The following is an 18,856-nucleotide window of genomic DNA, read 5'->3' as shown; positions in this document are numbered from 1 at the left end:
AGACGACGATGGCCAACACCTTGCTGGACACCGTTTGGGACCTGCACACGGTGCGGCGTCTCCCCAACGGCGAAACGCAGCTCTTCATCGGTCTTCACCTGGTGCACGAGGTCACCAGTCCACAGGCCTTCCAGATGCTGGCCGAGCGCGGCCTGCGGGTGCGCTATCCCGAGCGGACGTTCGCCACGGTGGATCACATCATCCCCACCGACGCGCAGCAGCGGCCCTACGCCGACGGTATGGCCGAGCAGATGTTCGCCGCCATCGAAGAGAACGTGCGGGTCAACGACTTGCCGTTCTTCGATCGGTCGACCGGTCGTCAGGGCATCGTGCACGTCATCGGGCCGGAGCTTGGCCTCACCCAGCCGGGCATGACCATCGCCTGCGGCGACAGCCACACCAGCACCCACGGCGCGTTCGGCGCGGTGGCGTTCGGCGTCGGCACGTCGCAGGTGCGCGACGTGCTGGCCACCCAGTGCATGTCGGTGGCGAAGCCCAAGCTGCGCCGAATTGAGATCAATGGTCGGCTCAGCGAGGGTGTCTTCGCCAAGGACGTGATCCTGCACATCATCGGCAGCCTCGGCGTGCAGGGCGGCGTGGGCTACGCCTATGAGTACGGCGGCGCGGTGCTCGACTCCATGTCCATGGACGAGCGCATGACGATCTGCAACATGTCCATCGAGGGCGGCGCGCGCGTGGGCTACGTCAACCCTGACGCCACCACCGAGGCGTACATCGAGGGCCGCGAGTTCGCGCCGGCCGGCGACGAGTTTCAGCGGGCGGCCGCGTGGTGGCGCTCGCTCGCCTCAAGTCCCGACGCAAACTATGACGACGTCGTGACCATGGACGGCGCCGACATTGCCCCGATGGTCACCTGGGGCATCAACCCGGGCCAGGTCACGGGCGTCGACGACGTGGTGCCGTCCCTCGAAGCGCTCGACGGACCCGGCCGCGCAGCTGCGCAGGAGGCCCTGGAGCACATGTCCCTCGAGCCCGGACGCTCCATTGCCGGCATTCCCATCGACGTGGCATTCGTCGGTTCGTGCACCAACGCCCGGCTCAGCGACCTGCACGAGGCCGCGCGCGTGGCCCAGGGCGGGCGTGTCGCCGACGGCGTCAAGGCGTTGGTCGTTCCCGGCTCGCAGCGCATTCGCGCCGAGGCCGAGGCCGCCGGTCTGCACGAGATTTTCCAGGAGGCCGGCTTCGAATGGCGCGAAGCCGGCTGCTCCATGTGCCTGGCCATGAACCCGGACAAGCTGCAGGGCGACCAGGTTTGCGCCTCGTCCAGCAACCGAAACTTCAAGGGCCGCCAGGGCAGCCCCACGGGCCGCACGCTGCTCATGAGTCCGGCCATGGTCGCTGCCGCGGCGCTGGCCGGCGAGGTTGCCGACGTGCGGCAAATGGTGGCGTCATGAGCGAGGGGGCCGTCATCGCCCGCATCGTGGGCCGCGGCGTGCCGGTGCGGGGCAACGACATCGACACCGACCGGATCATCCCGGCGCGCTATCTGCGGGAGATCACGTTCGAGGGGCTCGGCCCGCACGCGTTCGAGGACGACCGCCGTGCCCTTGACGGCGCGCACCCGCTGGACGACCCGCGCTTCGCCGGCGCCGGCGTGCTGGTCGTGAACGAGAATTTCGGCTGCGGGTCAAGCCGCGAGCATGCGCCGCAGGCGCTGCTTCGTCGCGGCATTCGGGCAATCGTCGGCGAGAGCTTTGCGGAGATCTTCTTTGGCAACTGCGTGACGATCGGCCTGCCTTGCGTGACGATGGATCCCGAGCACGTCGAATCGCTGCAAGCGTTGCTGGACGAAGCACCGGACGCCGAGCTCGCCATCGATATCGAGGCAGAGCGTGTGGTGACGGACCAGGGCGCCTACCCGGCCACCGTCCCCGCCAGCGCCCGCGCCAGCTTCCTGACGGGCCGCTGGGACGCCCTGGGACAGCTTCTCGAAAACACCGACGAAGTCCGAGCGACCAGCGCCCGCCTGCCGTACCTCACCGGATTCCCGGCCTCCGAATGAGCGCCAGCAGGCCTTACAATGCCCTCGGCGGCAGCGCCCGCCCCACTGATCGAGACAGGCCCGAGTCCATGACTGCCCGACGCAAGGAATCTCCGCGACCCGTGAAGTCCATGTTCACGGGCGCGGTCGACATTGCCGCGGCAGTCCGCGTGGCGGCTCGCTAGCCGAACCGCCGGCCGGTGGGCCCCGGCCCACGCCCGTTCGGGTTCTCAACCCTCCAGACTTGCCGAGGAACTTCCGTATGCAACTCTCGCTCTACGACACCACGCTGCGCGACGGCGCGCAGACCGAGGGCATCTCGTTTTCCGCCGAGGACAAGCTCCGCATCGCCGAGCGCCTCGATGCCTACGGCGTGCATTACATCGAAGGCGGCTTCCCGGGATCGAACCCCAAGGACCGCGAGTTCTTCACCCGCGCCGCCGAGCGATCCTGGAAGCACGCACGCATCACCGCGTTTGGCGCCACGCGCTACAAGGGCATCCGGGCCGAGGCGGATGACAACTTGCAGTCGCTTGTGGCCTGCGAGACGCCGACCGTCACCATCGTGGCCAAGTTCTCGCGCTTCCAGGCTGAGAATGTGCTCGAGACCACGCCCGACGAGAACCTGGCGATGATTCGCGACTCGGTGGCCTTCCTCAAGGACGCCGGCCGCGAGGTCATCGTGGACGCCGAGCACTACTTCGACGGCCTCAACCACGATCGCGCCTACGTGGAACAGTGCGTACGCGCCGCGGCCGACGCCGACTGGCTGGTGCTCTGCGACACCAACGGCGGATCGCTGCCGTCCGGAATCAGGGACGGCGTCTTGGCGGCCGCGGCCTGGACCGAGCTGCCGCTGGGCATTCACACCCACGACGATTTGGACTTGGCCGAGGCCAACGCCCTGGCCGGCGTCGAGTCCGGCGCCCGCCAAGTCCAGGGCACGGCCAACGGTCTCGGCGAGCGCTGCGGCAACGCCAACCTGCTCACGCTGATCCCGACGCTCCAGCTCAAGCTGGGCCACGACTGCGTCGCCGCCGCGCAGCTGCAACAGACCGCCGCGTTGGCGCGCTATATCGCCGAGATCGCCAACGTGACGCTTGATCCGCAGACGCCGTTCGCCGGCCACAGCGCCTTCGCGCACAAGGCCGGCTATCACGGCAGCGGCATGCGCAAGCACAGCGATGCCTATCAGCACATCGACCCGCTGCTGGTCGGCAACGACTCCCGCATCCTCATTTCGGAGCTGGCCGGGCGCAGCTCGGTCGTGGCCCGCGCCGACGCGTTGGGCCTCGGCTCCGACACCGACGCCGCGCAGGTCGTCGACGAGTTGAAGACGCTCGAAGAGCGCGGCTTCCAGTTCGAGGGCGCCGAAGCGTCGTTCGAGCTCCTGCTGCGACGACTGTCCGGGGACTACGAGCCGCCGTTTGCCTTCGTGGACTTCCTCGTCCTGGCGGAGACCCGCGGCGGGCGCGACATGCTCTCCGAGGCCATGGTGAAGATTCGCGTGGGCGACGAGATCTTCCACACCGCCGCCGAGGGCAACGGCCCCGTCAGCGCGCTCGACCGCGCCGCCCGCAAGGCGCTGGAGCGGTTCTTCCCCGAGCTGGGCGCCATGCACCTGGCCGACTACAAGGTCCGCATCCTCAACTCCAGCGCTGCCACGGACGCGGCGGTGCGCGTCCTCATCCAGTCGTCCGACGGCGATGGGGAGTGGGGCACCGTGGGCAGCTCGGCCAACATCATCGAGGCTTCGTGGCTGGCGCTGAAAGACAGCTACGAGTACGCCCTGCTCCGGGCGCGCGGCAGCCAATCCACGGTGGCGAAACCTACGTAGCAGTCCACGAACCCCCCGACATACGGCGCCTCGCCGCCGCGCTGCCGCATATGCCGTCGAGTCGTGATCGAATTCGGGCGCCACGGACGCCGCGAGCTTCAGCCACGTGACCGGCGCTGCGCTCGCCGCCGAGCTCCCGGGCCTTGCCGGCCCGCGACGCCTCGCTAAGGGTCCGGTCGACCGGCGTGGCACTCTAGCCCCAGCGCGCATGACTAGCGAACGCACGGAACCGGCCGAACGCCCCGACGCGATCCTCGGGCGTCGGCTCGTGCGCAACGAGCCGGACGCACTGGGCGGGGTCTACGACTTGCTGAGCCCGACGGTCTGGTCGATGGCGCGGCGTGCCTTTCCGCAGGCCGTCGCCGAGGATGTCGTCCAGGACGTGTTCATGCAGGTCTGGACGCGCCGCCACCAGTTCGACGAGGCGCGCGGCTCGCTCGCTGCCTGGGTGCTCCGCATCGCGCGCAACCGCATCACCGACACGATTCGCGCCGCCAGCGCCCGTCCCCAGCTCTATCCCTACGAGGTCGATCTCGATGCTCGCCAGCCGGCCGACGGCGAGCCCGCCCCGTGGGAGCACGCGTGGCTCGCCGAGCGGCGGCAGAAGCTGCGCGAGGCGATCCGGGGCCTCAGTCAGACCGAGCAGGACGTGCTCTGGCTGGCCTATTTCGGCTACACCCAATCGGAAATCTCGAAGCGTCTGGACGTGCCCTTGGGCACGGTCAAGACGCGCACGAGGGCCGGCTTGCGCAAATTGCGCGAACGCCTGGGCGACCAGGACCTGCTGGGCTAGCGCTCATGGCCTCACCGGACATTCACGACCTCATCACCGGCTACGCGCTGGATGACCTCAGCGCGTCCGAGGCCCATGAGCTCGAGGCCGTCCTGGCGCGCGATCCCGCGCTGCGCCGCGAAGCGGAGGCCGTGCGCCAGGCGCTTGAGACGTTGGCCCTCGACGCGGGCGCCCAGGCTCCTCCACCAAGACTGCGTGGCCGAGTGCTGGTGGTCGCCGAGCCTCCCAGGCGGCGATGGCGAATGCCGTCATGGCCGGTGCTGGGATTTGCGGGCATGTCCACGGTCGGCGCGGCGGCGGTCGCAGCCGTCATCGTCCTCACGCTCAGAGTCGGCGACCTGCAGCAGACGGTTGATGACATGCAGGGCGAGCTGTCGGCCCAGAGCGCCGCGCTCGTCGGCATCCATGCGGAGCAACCCCACATCGTCACGCTGAACGGCATGCCGGGGGCCGACGACGCCTGGGCGCAACTGATCTTCGACGACGCGGGCTCTGAGGTCATGCTCGTGGTGGACGGCCTGCACGCCCCGCGCGACCAGCACATCTATCACTTCTGGATGGTGCATGAGAGCGGCGATCGCGTCAGCGGCGCCAACTTCAAGACCGACCACGCGGGCAGCGCGGTGGTGCTGGTGGTGAGCGACCACCCGGTGCAGGTGTTCCACGCGTTCGAGGTCACCGAGGAGCCGATGCACGAAACTCCGAGCGGCCCAACCGGTCCCGCCATGCTCCACGGGACGATGCCGCAGTAACAGTCGAGCGTGCGGTGCGGCTCAGGCCTGCGTGATGAGTTGCGCCGCGACTTGGGTGATGTATCGCAGGGCCTCGTGCGGCATGAATTCGTCGGTGGTGTGCACGTCGATGTAGCCGACCCCCAAGCATACCGAGGTGATGCCGTTGAGGTTGAACTCGTGGGCGTCGCTGCCGCCGCCGGTGCTGACGTGCCGCGGCGTGAGGCCGGACGCCTCGATGGCGCGGTCCGCCAGCCCAACGGCCGGCTCGCTCTCGGCCAATTGATAGGCGACGTAGAAGCGGTGCTCCTCGAAGTCAAAGGAGCCACCAAGGTCGGCCGCCGCGTCGGCTACGGCCTTCCGCATCGCGTCAATCTGCCCGGCCAGCCGGTCCTCGCTGAGACTGCGCGCCTCGGCCTCGATGCGCGCCGTGGGCGCGACGATGTTCGACTGCTGACCGCCCTCGATGCGCCCGATGTTGGCCGTGGTCTCGTCGTCGATCCGCCCCAGCGGCATTCGGTCCACCGCCCGCGCCAGCAGGCTGATGGCGCTGATGCCCAATTCGGGCTCGATCCCCGCGTGCGCCGCCCGCCCGTGCAGCGTGGCCGTGCAGCGAATCTGCCCCGGCGCGCGCATGACCACCGTGCCAACCGGCCCGCCGGCGTCGAATACGAATGCGGTGCGAGCGTCGATGGACGCCGGGTCGAACGCCTTCGACCCGATGTGGCCCAACTCCTCGCCCACGGTTATCACGAGCTCGATCGGCGCGTGATCCAATCCGGCTTCGTCAACCGCGCGAACCGCCTCGATGATTGCCGCCAGCCCGGCCTTGTCGTCAGCGCCCAGCACGCTCGACCCGTCGGAGCGCACCCCGTCGGCGTCCACCACGGGCCGCATGCCCGGCGTCGGCTGCACGGTGTCCATGTGCGCGTTGAGCATGATCAGGCCGTCGCCGCGCCCACGGCCCGGCCAGGACCCGATCAGGTTCCCCGCCGCATCATTGCGAAATCGGATGCCCAGCGGCTCCAGCGTGGGTCGAATGATCGCCGCCACGCGCTCCTCGTCGCCGTAGTAGCTGTCGACCGACAGCATGTCGACGAAGTTCTCTAGCAGGCGGTCCCAGTTGATCGGCACGAGGCCCGGGCTTTCAGGCATAGACCTGCTCCCACGCGCGGCAACCGGACAGTCGGCCCCGGAACCTTGGGTCAGATGCAAATCTGGCCATGGTCCGCACCCCAATCCGTTCGCCCTGAGCTTGTCGAAGGGCGTGGTTCGACAAGCTCACCACGAACGGCGTGTTTCTGCCGCACGGGCAATTAATGGGCGAGGCTCGTGGGTGCCGCAACTACTACCCATGGACGATGGCCTGCGCGGCGACCTGCGCCATTTGCCGCAGCGCCTCGTGCGGCGCGAACTCCTCCACGGTGTGCGCCCTGGTGCAGCCCATCCCCAGCATCACCGACCAGATGCCCTTGGCGTTGAACTCGTGCGCGTCGCTGCCGCCGACCGTGAAGACGGACGACGGTTCGAGTCCGGCTGCCCGGATCGCGCGGTTGGCCCAGATCACGACCGGGTTCTGCTGGTTGAAGCCAAACGCGTCGATGCGCATGGTCTCCTCATACTCCACCGTGCCGCCAAACTCGTTGGCCGCCTCCTCCATGACCTCGCGCATGTGCGCGATCTGCTGCTCGAGAACCCTCGGGCGCAGACTGCGCGCCTGGCCGACCAGCGTCACCTCCGGCGGCACGATGTTCACCGCTTGCCCGCCGTTGATAGTGCCGATGTTGGCCACGGTGTAGCGCGAGATGCGTCCCAGCTTCATGCGATCGATGGCCCGAGCCGCCATGGCGATGGCGCTGACGCCGTTTTCGGGCTCGACGCCGGCGTGCGCGGCCCGGCCGCGGAACACCGCGGTGAACGCCTGCGCCGACGGCCCTTCCGTCACCACCGTGCCGACCGGCCCGTCGCCGTCGAACACCAGGCCTCGGCGCGATTCGATGGCTTCCGGGTCGAACGCCTTGGACCCAATGTGCCCCACGTCCTCGCCGACCGTGAAGACCAGCTCGATCGGCCCGTGCGGCAGGCCCGCGTCCGCCACCGCCTGCACGCCCTCCACGATGGCCGCCACGCCGGCCTTGTCGTCGGCGCCGAGCACGCTGGAGCCATCCGACGCGACCCCCTCGTCCGTCACCACCGGTTCCATGCCCGGCGTGGGCCACACGGTGTCCATGTGCGCGTTGAGCATCAGCGGCTCGGCGTCGCTGTCCTGGGCCTCCCAGCGGGCGATGAGGTTGCCGTGGGCGTCGACCTCCGTCGTGAGGCCCGCCGCATGGAGCATCGGTTCCAGGACCTCCACGATTCGGTCCTCATCGCCGTGATAGCTGTCGATGCGCACCAGGCGCAGGAAGGTCTCCAGCAGGCGGTCGTGATCGATGGGGACGAGCTCGGGCATGAGCCGTGGTTCTCCGCGTGGCCAAACAGCGCATTTTGGCTGATTTGGTCGATGGTGGCAGCTTTCGGCACACGTGACCTACCGCGGGGCGTGCTAAACATGCGCCATGCCCGCGCTTGAGATCAACGGACTGCGCAAGTCGTTTGCGGACGTGACCGCCGTTCGCGACGTCTCGCTCACCGTCAATCCCGGCGAGATCCTCGGTCTGCTCGGCCCCAACGGCGCCGGCAAGACCACCACCATTCGCGCCGTCATGGGCATCGTGGCGCCCGACGCCGGGGACGTCCGCATCCACGGCCGGCCGCCCACCATCGAGCTCCGACGCCGCATCGGCTATCTCCCGGAGGAGCGCGGGCTCCATCGCGGCGTGCGCACGCTGGACGCGGTGGAATATCTCGGGCGGCTCAAGGGGCTCGGCCGCGCCCAGGCCCGGTACCGCGCCGAGTCCTGGCTCGGACGGCTAGACCTTGGCGACGCGACGTCTCGAAAAACCGATGAGCTCAGCCGCGGCATGGCGCAGAAGGCGCAGATCGCGGCCACGCTGCTCACCGATCCGGACATTTTGATCCTGGACGAGCCGACCCAGAACCTCGATCCGATCAACGTCAAGCTCCTGCTCGACATCATTCGCGAACGCCGCGACGCCGGCGCGGCCATCGTCATCAGCACCCACGTCATGAGCCAGGTCGAGGATCTGGCCGACCGCATCTACCTCATCGCCGACGGCCGCGGCGTGATTGAGGGTCGCGTGGCGGACGTCCGCCGCGCCTACGCGCCCAACGCGGTGCGATTCGTGTCGCCTGATCGCGTCGCCGAGCTTCCCGGCGTTGGCGAGCTTCGCGTCGAGGACGGCGGCTACTACGCCGTGCTCGATGAGGGCGTTGCGCCCGAAGCCGTCCTGCGCGAGCTGGTGCAGCGCGGCGTGCGCATCGACCGCTTCGAGCGCGCGCTGGCCTCGCTCGATGATGTGTTCATCCAGGCCGTGCGCGAGGCGGCCTAGGATGCGTAACGCAGCCGTCGTGGCGGCCTGGGAGCTGCGGCGCACGATTGGCCGCAAGGGCTTTCTCATCAGCACGGCCACCGTGCCCGTGCTGCTGCTGATCGCGGTGCTGGTGTTCGTCATCTTTGGCGACCGCATCGGCGCGGCGGCGGCCGAGGCGACCACGTCCGATCCCGTCGACGGCTACGGCTTGATCGACCACTCCGGAGTGCTGGAAGGGCGCGAATTGCCGCCGGGATTCACGCGCGTCGCCGACGAGCCGGCGGCCCGAGAGGCGCTTTCGCGGGGAGACGTTGACGGCTACTTCGTCATCGACGCCGGCTACATGGCGTCCGGGGACGTGCGCTACGTAGCCGAGGACTTCGGCACGTTCGGCGAACGCGAGGGTGATGCCCGTCGCGCCATCCGTTCCGTGCTGCTCGAGGCTCTGGTCGAGGCGCACGTGGCGCCCGAGATTGCGCCCCGCATCCAGCAACCCGTCGCACTGCGCGCCGAAAGCGTGGATGGCTCCCCGCCGCGAGGATTCGGCGCCGGCGTGATTCTTGACTCCGTCGTGCCCTACGTCGCGGCCATTCTGTTCATGATCGTCGTCTTTACGAGCGCCGGATACCTGCTGGAGGGCGTGAGCGAGGAGAAGGAAACACGCGTCATCGAGGTCGTGCTGTCATCCGTGACGCCCGACCAGTTGCTGCTCGGCAAGGTGGCCGGTCAGGCCATTGCCGGCCTCACGCAGCTGCTGGTGTGGGTGCTGCCCGCGCTCGCGTTGGTTCCCGTGCTGCTCAGCCAGTTCGATGACCTCGACGACCTGACCTTCAACCTCGCGGTGCTCCCGCTCGCCCTGGCCTATCTGCTGCTCGGCTACCTGCTTTTCGCGGCGTTCTACGCCACCGTGGGATCGATGACCTCGACGTTCAAGGAGAGCCAGCAGCTTGCGGCGTACCTCATCCTGCCGTCCATCGTCCCCTTCATGCTGAGCGGGTTCATTCAGGGCGACCCGGACGGCATGCTGGCCGTGGTGCTCAGCTGGATTCCGATCACCGCCCCCGTCGGGGGGTTGATGCGGGTGGCGGCCGGATCGCAGGACACGCTGTCACTCGCCGTGAGCGTGGGGATTCTGGCCGTTTTCGCCCCGCTCGCCCTCTGGATCAGCACGCGAGTCTTCCGCCTCGGGCTCTTGATCTACGGCAGGCGTCTGCGCTTGGGCGATATCGTCCGCGCGGTTCGCGGCTAACGCGGAGTAGCGCCACCCCTGATCGGCCGTGACCACCCCACTGACCCGAGGGTCCTCGAACAGCCGCTGAAGCAACGCCTCAACGTGCTGCTGATCCACGGCGTCGACGCCCGCGAGCACGGGCCACACGCGGGCCGTCGCCGGGGCACGCTTGAGACCGCCTGATTCGTCCAGCAACACCTTCGGGACGTGCTCAATGCCAATCACGCCGTCCACACGGATGCCCAAAAGGGCTGCCACTAGCTCGGGCCGATGCACGTGCTCGGAAGCGACGGTCCGTCCCACCGCCCGCAGGTTCACCACCGGCATCACCACGCTGGCGGTCTCCGGCATCGCCGGCTCGTGGTCCGCCGGCGCCTTCAGCAGCCGACCCCGTGCCCCGTCGGCCTCCACGATCACGCCGTCGGCCCCCGCCGCGTCTCGCAGGTGCTCGATGCGGTCCGCCGGCACGCCCTGCCAGCGATCGGGTCCCGCCGATCCGGTCACCACCGTCACCTCGCGCCGTTCGTCCAGCAGGCCGGGCAGCTCCGTCGCCCACCGCTCCGCCGGAACCTCCACCACGCCGGGGCTCTGCGCCATCGTCGGTCGATAGATGATCGTCGACTTGGTCGTCAGCACGCGCCGACCTGCCGCGGCCAGCGCGCGGCTCAGCGCGAACATGGTCGAGGTCTTGCCACCGGCGCCCACGATGGCGACGATGTCCCCGGGCGCCGCTATGCTCACCAGGTCAACCGGCCTGAGTTCCTGGCGAGACATCAACCGCGTCGAGCCGGGGTGGCCATTGGCGCTATGGTTCGCCGACCGGTCTCGGCGAAGGAGTGATCGATGGGCACCGCTTCACCCCCAGCGCAGCGATTCAGCGCGGACGATCTCCGCGCATTCACCGCCGCCATCTTCCGCACCGCGGGCGTCGCGGACAAGGACGCGCAGGTCGTGGCGCACGGGCTGGTGGACTCGAACTTGCGCGGCGTCGACACCCACGGCATCACCCGCATTCCCATCTATCTGGAGCGGCTCAACGCGGGACTGGTGAACGCCCAGGCCCGGCCCCGGATTGTCACCGAAACGCCCACCACCGTCGCTGTCGACGGTGACAACGGGCTCGGCCACGTGGTGTGCGACTTCGCCATCGACGCCACCATCGAGCGCGCCAAGGCCAACGGCGCCTGCTGGACCGGCATCCGCGAGTCCAATCACAACGGCTCCCAGGGCTACTGGGCGCTGCGCGGCGCGCGCGCCGGCCTCATGACCTGGGCCTTCACCAACGGCGAGGCCATCGTCGCCCCCTGGGGCGGCAGCGAAAAGTTCGTTTCCACCAATCCCATCTGCATTGCCATGCCCACCGATCCGCCCGACGAGCTGGTGCTCGACATGGCCACCACGCAGGTCGCCGCCGGACACATCTTCCTGGCCCAGAGCCGCGGCGAGCCGATCCCGGAGGGCTGGGCGCTGGACGCCGACGGCAACGACACCACGGACCCGGCGGCCTTCCTGGACGGCGGCTCGCTGCTGCCCTTGGGCGGATACAAGGGCGCCGGGCTGTCGCTGCTCATCGACGTCATGGCCGGGATCCTCTCCGGCGCCGCGTCCACCGTCGACGTTGGCAGCATGTACTGGCAGCACAAGGACCGTCCCCAGCGTGTCGGACACTGCTTCATGGCCATCGACGTGTCGCGCATGATGCCGCTCGAGGAGTTCAAAGCGCGCGTGGCAAGCACCCTGGCCGCCATGCGCGGCGTGGCCCGACGACCGGGCTTCGACCAGGTCTTCGCGCCGGGCGACATCGAAGCCGCCAACGCCGCCGACCGCGAGGCCAACGGCTGCCCGCTCACGGACGACATCATCGCCACGCTCACCGAAACCGGCGCCGCCGTCGGGGTGGAGTTTCCATCGCCCGTGGACGGCTCGGCCTAGGCCGGACCGTGGGGCCGCGTACACTGAAGGCGCAACCGAGCATCGAGACACGCCACTGATGCCGACCGCCATCGTCACCGGGATCACCGGGCAAGACGGCTCCTACATGGCCGAGTTCCTCCTCGAGCGCGGCTACCACGTCGTCGGAATCGTGCGCCGCACGAGCACGGAGAACAACGGCCGCATCGCGCACATCCAGGACGACGTCACGCTCGAACCGGGGGACCTGCACGACCAGTACTCGCTGATCGAGATTCTCAAGAAGCACCGACCCGACGAGGTCTACAACCTGGCGGCGCAGTCGTTCGTGCAGACGTCCTGGTATCAGCCGGTGCTCACCGGCGAGGTCACGGCCCTTGGCGCCACCCGCATGCTGGAGGCCGTGCGGGCCGTCGATCCCGGCATCCGCTTCTACCAGGCGTCCAGCAGCGAGATGTTCGGCGCCGTGCAGGAGTGGCCCCAGAGCGAGGCCACGCCCTTCTACCCGCGCAGTCCCTATGGCGTCGCCAAGCTCTACGCCCACTGGATCACCATCAACTACCGCGAGAGCTTCAACATGTATGCCTGCTCGGGCATCTGCTTCAACCACGAGTCGCCGCGCCGCGGGATGGAGTTCGTCACCCGCAAGATCAGCTACAACGCCGCCCGCGTCCGCCACGGCATCATCGACAAGGTTCCGTTCGGCAATCTGACCACCACGCGCGACTGGGGCTATGCCCCCGACTACGTGCGGGCCATGTGGCTGATGCTGCAGCAGCCCGAGCCGGACGACTACGTGCTGGCGACGGGCGAGACGCACTCCGGCGAGGAGTTTGCCGAGCTGGCCTTCGCCCATCTCGGTCTCGACGCCCGCGATCACATCTACACCAGCGAAGACCTCTTTCGGCCCGCCGAGGTTGACCGCCTGATCGGTGACCCGACCAAGGCCCGCGAGAAGCTGGGCTGGGAGCCGAGCGTCACCTTCAAGGAGCTCGTGACCATCATGGTCGATGCCGACATGGAGCTGGTCGAGAGCGAGCTGGCGCACGCGGAGATCATGGCGTCGCGGCACGGCGCGTGAGCCCGGCCGAAGTCTCGTGGGACGGCGCCCGGGTGCTGGTCACCGGGGCTCGGGGATTCATCGGCAAGCATCTGATCACCAGCTTGGAGGCGGCCGGCGCTAGTGTCATCGCCGCCGACCGCGGCGGGGACGCCGACGTCAAGCTGGACCTGCGCGACGGCGACACCATCCACGCGGCGTTGCAAACCACACAGCCCTCGGTCGTGATCAACCTCGCCGCCATTGCCGATCCGCGGCAGGCCGAGGCCGACCCGCTGGCGGCCTACGACGTGAACGTTCTCGGGCAGCTGCGGATCATTCTGAGCCTGCGCGAGCTTGCGCCGAAGGCTCGCCTGATCGTCGTCGGCTCGGCGCTGCAATACGGACGAGATGGCCACGACCGTCCGGTCCTCGAAGACGATCCGCAGCGACCGGAAGGCGTGTATGCCACCACCAAGGCGGCGGCGGACGTGCAGGCCGCCCAGCATCACCGCTCGGACGGACTCAACATCGTCCGGGTGCGCCTCTTCAATGTCATCGGTCCCGGCCGGCCTGAGGAGTACTTCCCGGCCCCGCAAATCCGACAGGCTGCCGAGATCCTGGATCGCGGCGCCCCGCCGGCCATTCGCACCCTGAGCCTGCGCGACACCCTGGATTTCGTCGACGTGCGAGACGCCGCTGACGCCATTCAAGCCGCGGCGGCGCGCGGGCGGACTGGCGCCGCCTACAACGTCGCCTCCGGGCAGGCCACGCCCCTGCGCGCGGTGGTCGACCGGCTCATCGAGATCGCCGGCATTCAAGCCGAGGTTCACCAAGGTGGGTCGAATGCTGCGGCGCAGGGCCGCGTCGTCGTGGGCGACCCGTCCCTGATTGCCCGCGACACCGGCTGGCGCGTCCGCCGGACCTTGGACAACTCGCTGCGAGATGGCCTGCGCGAAGTGCGCGAGCGCCTCGCCTCGTCCGTGCCAATCGTCGCGTGAGCCGCGCCGTCCCAAGCCAAACATGACTGGCGAAACCATCCGCTTCGGCACCGACGGCTGGCGCGCAGCTATCGCCGACGAGTACACCTTTGCCAACGTGCGCCGCGTGGCCCAGGGCCTTGCCCACTTCGTGCGCCGCGAGTGGTCTTGGCAAAACGGCATCGTCGTCGGCTACGACCGCCGCTTCGGATCGCCCGAGTTCGCCCGCACCACGGCCGACGTGCTGGGCGCCAACGGCATCCCCGCGTTCCTGGTCGACCGGCCCTGCCCCACCCCGGTCGCGGCGTTCAGCATCGCCGGCGTGGGCGCGGCGGGCGCCGTGATGATCACCGCCAGCCACAACCCGCCCAGCGACAACGGCTTCAAGATCCGCACCGCCAGCGGCGCCGCCCTGCCGCCCGCGAGCCTGGAGAAGGTCGAGGCGGCCGTCGCCCGCGTGACGCCGGAGCAGGTCCGACAGCTTGGCCCGGCCCAGTCCGGCCAGGTCAAGACCTTCGACCCGGGCTCCGCCTATCTCCGGCACGTGCCAAACCTGCTCGACCTGCCCGGCTTGCGGCAGCGAGACCGCCGCGTGGTCGTGGACGCCATGTACGGCTCGGGCGCCGGCTGGCTGCCGCGATTGCTCCAGGGCGGCAAGCTCCGGGTCACTGAGATTCACTCCGAGTGGAACCCGGCGTTTCCGGGTCTGGCGCGACCAGAGCCCATCCCGCCCCAAACGGGCGCCCTCGGGGACGCGGTCCGCGAGGCGCAGGCCGCCGTAGGCCTGGCGGTCGACGGTGACGCCGATCGCCTGGGCGTGGTCGACGAGCACGGACACTTCGTCGATCAGCTCCGCACCATCGCCCTGCTGGCCTACTACATGCTGGAGCACCGCGACGACCGCCGGCCGCTGGTCAAGACGCTCACCACGTCCGCGATGCTGGAGCGGCTCGGGCGGCTCTACGACGTTCCCGTGCACGAGACCGGCGTCGGCATGAAGTACGTGGCGCCAACCATGCGCGACACCAATGCGGTGATGGGTGGCGAGGAGAGCGGCGGCTATGTCTTCGGCCTGCATATGCCCGAGCGCGACGGCATCGTCGCCGGCCTGTTCTTCCTCGACCTCATGATCTGCGAGGACAAGACCCCGTCACAGCTCGTCGAGATGCTCTTCGAGAAGCTCGGCCGCGAGTACCACTACCGCCGCCTGGACCTGCGCTTTCCGGCCGAGGAGCGAGCGGCGATCATGTCCCGCATGGAGGCGTGGACGCCCGAGAGCATCGACGGCACGCCCGTGGCCCGGCGCGGCGATTTCGACGGATTCAAGTACTACCTGGCCGACGAAAGCTGGCTGCTGGTGCGCTTCTCGGGCACCGAGCCGCTGCTGCGCATCTATTGCGAGACGACGTCCCCCGACCGCGTCCATCGTCTGCTCGACATTGGGCGGTCTGCCGCCGGAGTTCCATGAACGCGCCGTCCGACGACGTCACCATCGTGGACAAGCCATGGGGGCGGGAGATCATCTATGCCAGCTGCGAGCACTACCTGGGCAAGGTGATCGAGATCAGCGAGGGCCACCGGCTGAGCCTGCAAGCGCACGTCGAAAAGGACGAAACCATTTACGTGCTCGACGGACGCCTGGCCCTGTCCGTCGGATCTGCGCCGGAATCGGTGCAGACGCACGACATGGAGCCCGGCGAGGCCTTCCGCGTTCGAGCCGGCACCGTGCATCGCTTCGCCGCCCCCTACGGCGCCGTGCGAGTGCTGGAAGTGTCCACCCCGCACCCCGACGACGTGGTGCGCTTTTCCGACGACTACGGCCGCTCGCCCGACTAGAAGCTCGTCCCCCTCCGTTCGTGGTGAGCCCGTCGAACCACGCTCCCGTTCCGTCATTCCCGCGAAGGCGGGAATCCACCCCTACGTCGCCGCCCGCGCCACCATTACCTCCGCGCGTTCCTTGCCTGTCATTTCGAGCGGAGCGAGAAATCTAAGGGGCAGGGAAATGGCGCAGCGCCCTTAGATTCCTCACTGCGTTCGGAATGACATGCCTGCCAAACCCGCCAATCCCGCCTTCTCCGTCACTCCGGCGAAGAGCCTGCCCCCTATGCAGGCGCCGGCCGCCGCCGCGTGAGCAGCGCGGCCTCCCCGACGAGGTAGACGAAGGCCACGGCGTCCGCTACGAGGATGACCGTCACCACCTGGCGCGCGCTTTCGTGCGCCACGGCCAATGCAACGAGGGTCGCCACCACCAGTACCGCCAGGGGAATCCACACCCGCAGGTTGGACGCGCCAATGTGAAGACTTGCCGTCATCGTCGCAATCGCCAACATCGCCGCCGCGGCGACGTACATCGGCAGCAGCGTCGTGTTGAGCGTGTATTCGTCACGGAATGCCACGCCGTAGACGAACTCGGGCCGCAGCAGCACGACCACCGCCACGATCGACCCGGCAAACACCATCAGACTCACGCTGATCAGGTAGGCCCGCACGTAGTCCTCACCGCGCGTGGCGGCCTGGACCACAAAGGGGAGCAGGACCAACCCAATCGTGATCCCGCTCCAGTAGACCATCCGCCCGATGACCGCGAGGACGGCGTAGTCGGCGGCGACGTCCGGAGGATGGAACACGCGCATCGTCAGCCCGTCCAGGTGCAGCATGGCGACCATGATGGTCACGATCAGGCCGACGCGAATGTGCACCCATGCCGGCTCGCTTGAACTCGCCGCGTGGGCCGGCTCGGAGTCGCCGCGCAGAAGGCGCCGCAGCGCGACCACACCCGTGCCGATGGCAGCGAGTGCGCCCCCCGGGCCTGCCAGCAGCGCCCCGGTCGATCCACCCCCGGCCAGCACGCCGACGGCCCCTACGCCCAGCCGGCCAAACCCATGCATTGCCACGACGGCGCCGTGTGCCACGAAGTCCCGCGCCCCTTGCGTGATGCCGCGGAACAGCGGCTCCACCAGCCCCAAGCCGGCCCCAACCGCGGCCACCAGCATCGGCCAGGGGCTGGTCAGTTGAAGGGCGCGCACCAGCAGTGGTGTGAGCGCGGCGAGAATCGCGGTGAGCAGGATCGCCGCAATGGTCAGCCGCCGGCCGGCGGTCCAGGCCGCCAGGCGCATATCCGCCAGCCGCTCCAAGGCGAAGAGCCGCGCGCTGCTTCGCGCGAGGACGGTCTGGATGACCAGGGTGGACGCCCCCAGCACCGAAAGGACGCCGAGCACGACGAACGTCTCGCCGTAGACCGTCTTTTCGAGGGTGCGTGACAGGAAAACCTGGAACCCGGCGGCGGCCAGTCCACCTGCGGTGACGAAGGGTATGAGCGTCAGGTTGTCGCGCAAAATTTCGATGGTCGCGCGCGACATGCGCCCGGCGACACCGCCACGCGCGCTCAAGCGGACGCGTCCATCCGCCGCGACGCCGGTTTAGTCGGCATGAGGGGCAATGCGATGCGAGCGGGCGCTAGTCCTTGTAGTCGTCGCGCGCGGGGTTCCAGACTTCGATCACGAAGCTCGGCTCCAGCGCGTGCGCCCCGTGCGGCACGTTGCCCGGAATCACCCAGGACGTGTTGGGCCCGACCACGGTCGTGTCGTCGCCCATGTGCAGCTCGAGGCTCCCGCTGATGCAGTACCCGATCTGCTCATAGACATGGTCGTGCCGCGGCACGGTGCCGCCGGCCTCCATGTGAATCTCGGCCAGCAACATGCGGTCGCCCCACACCATCGTGCGGCGCTGTATGCCGTCGCCCATGTCGATGATCGGACGGTCGTCTCGCTGGTTGATGCTCATCGTGGCTGCTCCTTGGGCCTCGGACGGGTTGCGGGCGGAGTCAGCGCCCGCTCAATGTCGATGGCTGCCATTGTGTCGCAGTTGCGCGCCGATCACGACCCACGGTCAATCGGCGACTCGCCCTCCGGCTAGTCCCAGAGGTCTGTGCTCAGGTACTTGAGTCCCGAATCGTTGATGATCGTGGCCACGGTGCCGCCCTGGAATTTGCCTTGCAGCAGCTCCATGGCCGCCGAGACGTTCGCGCCCGACGAAAAGCCGGCGAAGATCCCTTCCTCGCGCGCCAGCCGACGCGTCATCTCCGTCGCCGCCTCATCGTCGATGGTGAGAAAACCGTCCACCGCCTCCGACGGAATGTTCGCCAGCTCCGCGCGCGAGTAGCCCGCGCCCTGGATGCGGTGGTCCGCGTTCACGATGGGCTTCCCGGCCAGAACGGCGGCGCCGACCGGCTCGACGACGAAGCACTTGACGCCGGGAATCGCCTGCTTGAGCGCCGCCGACGTGCCGCCCACGGTTCCGCCCGATCCCGCCATGTCGCAGAACGCGTCGATGACGCCGCCGGTCTGCGCCACCAGCTCGGGACCGGTCGTGTCCCGGTGCGCCCGGTAGTTGCTCTGCAAGCGGAATTGGTCCGGCCGGAATGCGCCGCGCTCGCGCACGATGCGCTGGGCCTCGGCCTCCACCAGGTCCAGGTCCGCCCCCGAGACCTTGCCCGGGGTCGACTCGGGCAACTGGTCCACCAGCACCACCTCGGCGCCCAGCGCGCGCATCATGCGCGCCCGCTCCTCGGAGTTTCCCCGCGACATCACCGCCACGAAGTGATAGCCCTTGATCGCGCACACGATGGAGAAGCCCGTGCCGGCGTTGCCGCTGGTCAGCTCCACCACAGGCTGTCCGGGCCGCAGCTCGCCGCTGGCCTCGGCGTCCTCGATCATCCGCAGCGCCACGCGATCCTTCTTCGAGAATCCGGGCTGCAAGTAGTCCAGCTTGACCACCAGCCGCCCCGGCAGCCCGTTGGTCAGCCGCGACAGCTCGACGACCGGCGTATTGCCGATCGCGCCCAGCACGGAGCCAAGGGTCCCGTCGGCGCGTATGCTGCTCATCGCTGGCCTCTGGCG

At 68.8% G+C, this 18,856-nt stretch carries 17 protein-coding genes and 1 pseudogene; 12 read left to right on the top strand and 6 right to left on the bottom strand.

Features of this window, described 5'->3' with window-relative positions; all coding sequences use genetic code 11:
- Nucleotides 1–8 precede the first annotated feature (8 nt).
- The 5 genes from leuC (at nucleotide 9) to OXG79_01650 (ending at nucleotide 5,384) form a co-directional block, all read left to right on the top strand.
- A complete protein-coding gene (leuC, locus tag OXG79_01670; GenBank protein ID MCY3782475.1) occupies nucleotides 9–1,415 on the top strand; it encodes a 3-isopropylmalate dehydratase large subunit in 1,407 nt (468 codons plus the stop codon).
- Nucleotides 1,412–2,023 (top strand): 3-isopropylmalate dehydratase small subunit, encoded by a 612-nt coding sequence (locus OXG79_01665; protein MCY3782474.1) that lies wholly within the window; start codon nucleotides 1,412–1,414, stop codon nucleotides 2,021–2,023. Before leuC ends, OXG79_01665 begins: the two co-directional genes overlap by 4 nt.
- Nucleotides 2,024–2,264: 241 nt before the next feature.
- Nucleotides 2,265–3,839 carry a citramalate synthase gene (cimA, locus tag OXG79_01660; protein ID MCY3782473.1) on the top strand — a complete coding sequence of 525 codons (1,575 nt, stop codon included), beginning with the start codon at nucleotides 2,265–2,267 and terminating at the stop codon, nucleotides 3,837–3,839.
- 208 nt (nucleotides 3,840–4,047) lie between these two features.
- The gene (locus OXG79_01655) at nucleotides 4,048–4,632 is read left to right on the top strand and encodes a sigma-70 family RNA polymerase sigma factor (protein ID MCY3782472.1); all 585 of its coding nucleotides are present in this window, start codon (nucleotides 4,048–4,050) and stop codon (nucleotides 4,630–4,632) included.
- A gap of 5 nt (nucleotides 4,633–4,637) precedes the next feature.
- A complete protein-coding gene (locus OXG79_01650; protein ID MCY3782471.1) occupies nucleotides 4,638–5,384 on the top strand; it encodes an anti-sigma factor in 747 nt (248 codons plus the stop codon).
- 21 nt (nucleotides 5,385–5,405) lie between these two features.
- Here OXG79_01650 and OXG79_01645 read toward each other — a convergent pair whose 3' ends face one another.
- Together OXG79_01645 and OXG79_01640 are read right to left on the bottom strand one after the other, a co-directional pair.
- Nucleotides 5,406–6,518 carry a M20/M25/M40 family metallo-hydrolase gene (locus tag OXG79_01645; protein MCY3782470.1) on the bottom strand — a complete coding sequence of 371 codons (1,113 nt, stop codon included), beginning with the start codon at nucleotides 6,516–6,518 and terminating at the stop codon, nucleotides 5,406–5,408.
- A 193-nt stretch (nucleotides 6,519–6,711) separates the two neighbouring features.
- Nucleotides 6,712–7,815 (bottom strand): M20/M25/M40 family metallo-hydrolase, encoded by a 1,104-nt coding sequence (locus OXG79_01640; GenBank protein MCY3782469.1) that lies wholly within the window; start codon nucleotides 7,813–7,815, stop codon nucleotides 6,712–6,714.
- 106 nt (nucleotides 7,816–7,921) lie between these two features.
- Here OXG79_01640 and OXG79_01635 point away from each other — a divergent pair, with 106 nt between their 5' ends.
- Nucleotides 7,922–8,815, top strand: a complete 894-nt coding sequence (locus OXG79_01635; GenBank protein ID MCY3782468.1) for an ATP-binding cassette domain-containing protein — start codon at nucleotides 7,922–7,924, stop codon at nucleotides 8,813–8,815.
- A gap of 1 nt (nucleotide 8,816) precedes the next feature.
- Complete coding sequence (locus OXG79_01630; protein MCY3782467.1) at nucleotides 8,817–10,046, top strand: ABC transporter permease; 1,230 nt, start codon at nucleotides 8,817–8,819, stop codon at nucleotides 10,044–10,046.
- A gap of 90 nt (nucleotides 10,047–10,136) precedes the next feature.
- Here the strand turns inward: OXG79_01630 and yqeC are convergent.
- Nucleotides 10,137–10,802, bottom strand: a pseudogene (gene yqeC, locus OXG79_01625) (selenium cofactor biosynthesis protein YqeC).
- 69 nt (nucleotides 10,803–10,871) lie between these two features.
- Here yqeC and OXG79_01620 point away from each other — a divergent pair.
- From OXG79_01620 to OXG79_01600, 5 genes are read left to right on the top strand one after another with little or no spacing between them, the layout of a single operon-like run.
- Complete coding sequence (locus OXG79_01620) at nucleotides 10,872–11,960, top strand: Ldh family oxidoreductase (protein ID MCY3782466.1); 1,089 nt, start codon at nucleotides 10,872–10,874, stop codon at nucleotides 11,958–11,960.
- 58 nt (nucleotides 11,961–12,018) lie between these two features.
- Nucleotides 12,019–13,020 (top strand): GDP-mannose 4,6-dehydratase, encoded by a 1,002-nt coding sequence (gene gmd / locus OXG79_01615; protein MCY3782465.1) that lies wholly within the window; start codon nucleotides 12,019–12,021, stop codon nucleotides 13,018–13,020.
- Complete coding sequence (locus OXG79_01610; protein ID MCY3782464.1) at nucleotides 13,017–13,979, top strand: NAD-dependent epimerase/dehydratase family protein; 963 nt, start codon at nucleotides 13,017–13,019, stop codon at nucleotides 13,977–13,979. Before gmd ends, OXG79_01610 begins: the two co-directional genes overlap by 4 nt.
- A gap of 22 nt (nucleotides 13,980–14,001) precedes the next feature.
- Nucleotides 14,002–15,426, top strand: a complete 1,425-nt coding sequence (locus OXG79_01605; GenBank protein MCY3782463.1) for a phosphoglucomutase/phosphomannomutase family protein — start codon at nucleotides 14,002–14,004, stop codon at nucleotides 15,424–15,426.
- Nucleotides 15,423–15,794, top strand: a complete 372-nt coding sequence (locus OXG79_01600; protein MCY3782462.1) for a cupin domain-containing protein — start codon at nucleotides 15,423–15,425, stop codon at nucleotides 15,792–15,794. Before OXG79_01605 ends, OXG79_01600 begins: the two co-directional genes overlap by 4 nt.
- A 266-nt stretch (nucleotides 15,795–16,060) precedes the next feature.
- Here the strand turns inward: OXG79_01600 and OXG79_01595 are convergent, their stop codons facing one another.
- The 3 genes from OXG79_01595 to OXG79_01585 form a co-directional block, all read right to left on the bottom strand.
- Nucleotides 16,061–17,347 (bottom strand): hypothetical protein, encoded by a 1,287-nt coding sequence (locus tag OXG79_01595; protein ID MCY3782461.1) that lies wholly within the window; start codon nucleotides 17,345–17,347, stop codon nucleotides 16,061–16,063.
- A gap of 67 nt (nucleotides 17,348–17,414) precedes the next feature.
- Nucleotides 17,415–17,741, bottom strand: a complete 327-nt coding sequence (locus OXG79_01590) for a cupin domain-containing protein (GenBank protein MCY3782460.1) — start codon at nucleotides 17,739–17,741, stop codon at nucleotides 17,415–17,417.
- Nucleotides 17,742–17,869: 128 nt separating this feature from the next.
- Entirely contained in the window at nucleotides 17,870–18,841 is a 972-nt protein-coding gene (locus OXG79_01585; GenBank protein ID MCY3782459.1) for a cysteine synthase family protein, read from the bottom strand.
- Between the last annotated feature and the right edge of the window lie 15 nt (nucleotides 18,842–18,856).

It is taken from the genome of Chloroflexota bacterium, from assembly GCA_026706485.1.
Taxonomy (GTDB): Bacteria; Chloroflexota; UBA11872; order UBA11872; family UBA11872; genus JAJECS01.
This window is presented reverse-complemented; position numbering and strand designations above follow the sequence as displayed.